The organism is Maribacter sp. (assembly GCF_049667165.1).
Classification (GTDB): Bacteria; Bacteroidota; Bacteroidia; order Flavobacteriales; family Flavobacteriaceae; genus Maribacter_A.
In genome coordinates, this window is the sequence record NZ_JBATHS010000286.1 from 1 (window position 1) to 1659 (window position 1659).

A 1659-nucleotide genomic window follows, 5' to 3' on the forward strand; every position below is an offset into this window, starting at 1 on the left:
CGATATCCCGCTTCACGATCCCTACTGACACTGAAATAATCCTCGGTGGTGATCAAGGCGATTTTTTTTCTCCCGTTATCAATAAACTTTTTGACCCCAAGAAAGGCAGCTTTCTTATCATCGATCAACACCTTGTCACATTCAATCTCATCGGTTACCCGGTCAAAAAGAACGAGTGGAATACCTTGGTCTATGATTTCCTTCAAATGACTGAACGCATTCTTTTTTTGGGTTTCGGCGGACAAGGCCAAAATAAAGCCATCAACACTGCCATTCGCCAGCATCTCCATATTGATAATCTCCTTATTAAGGGACTCATCGGAAACACAGGCAATAACATTATAACCATGTTTTTGTGAGTAATGCTCAATGCCCCTAAAAACGGTAGTGAAAAAATAATGTACGATATCGGGAATGATCACTCCGATATTGTGGGTGCGCCTACTTTTAAGATTCAAAGCCTGTATATTGGGCCTATAATTATATAATTTGGCAAATGCCTTTATTTTCTGCTTGGTATCTGCGCTGATCTCCCCACTATCCTTCAAGGCTTTTGATACGGTGGATATGGATACATCCAACTCACGTGCGATTTGTTTTAAGGTAATTTTCCTTTTCATAAACTAGTGCTCACATCTTGATTCATCCACTCCATACGAAGGTAATATTCCTTCATTGAATGTTAAGCTGTTTTTAGCAAAAAATAATGCTATCACCCCTTAAAAAAAAATGCCTATATTTGGATATTATTTCTACATCCCCACTTTTTTCATAAGAAAACTATGAAAATCTTATTTTATCAAGCACTGGATTATTAGTATCCCAACTTTGGGAAGTTATTAACACGAAACCGTTTTCGTAGTATTTAACACGCAATATAAAGGAACATTAACAAAATTTTATATATTTTTAGCTCTTGATTAAATTAACTCAAACTTAAATTAATTCTTTATGAAGATTACTTTATTAAAAGGCTTCTTGCTTATCGGGGCATTTATTTGCTTTGGTTGGGCACAAGCCCAAGAGGTATCTGGAACGGTTTCGGATGCTAATGGTCCCTTACCAGGGGCAAGTGTTGTCGAGAAAGGGACAACGAATGGAACACAAACCGATTTTGATGGTAATTTCACCATCAATGTAGGTGAAAATGCCACTTTGGTGATCAGTTATATTGGCTACAGTACGACTGAGATTCCTGTAAATGGGCAAACCAGTATTACTGTTACTTTGGCAGAAGATGCCCAAGCCTTGGATGAAGTGGTCATCGTAGGGTATGGTTCTTCTACCAAAAAGGAGATTACTTCCGCAGTTACCGTTGTTGGTGAAGAGGAATTCAACCAAGGTACGGTCAACGATGCCTCACAATTACTGCAAGGTAAGGTAGCGGGTTTAAGTATCTACAACAAAGGGGGCAACCCAAATGAAGATGCCGTTATTCGATTAAGGGGTATTTCTACCGTAGGTGCGAATTCTGAACCCTTAGTGGTTATCGATGGGGTTGTAGGGGCTTCCTTGAACAACGTAGACCCCAACGATATTGCGAGTGTAAACGTACTTAAAGATGGTTCGGCTGCTGCGATTTATGGAACAAGGGGTTCTTCTGGGGTTATTTTGGTAACCACCAAGCGAGGTACATCAGGCAAGGCCAGTGTCGACTAT

2 protein-coding genes are annotated in these 1659 nt (G+C 39.8%); one reads left to right on the forward strand and one right to left on the reverse strand.

Going from position 1 to position 1659, the window contains the following annotated elements; translation table 11 throughout:
• A partial coding sequence (locus tag WBM98_RS13690; protein ID WP_424366585.1) for a LacI family DNA-binding transcriptional regulator occupies positions 1 to 620 on the reverse strand: 620 nt, incomplete at its 3' end.
• A gap of 331 nt (positions 621 to 951) precedes the next feature.
• On the opposite strand from WBM98_RS13690, the gene WBM98_RS13695 reads away from it, so the two are divergent.
• On the forward strand, positions 952 to 1659 hold a 708-nt coding region (locus WBM98_RS13695), incomplete at its 3' end, for a carboxypeptidase-like regulatory domain-containing protein (RefSeq protein WP_424366586.1).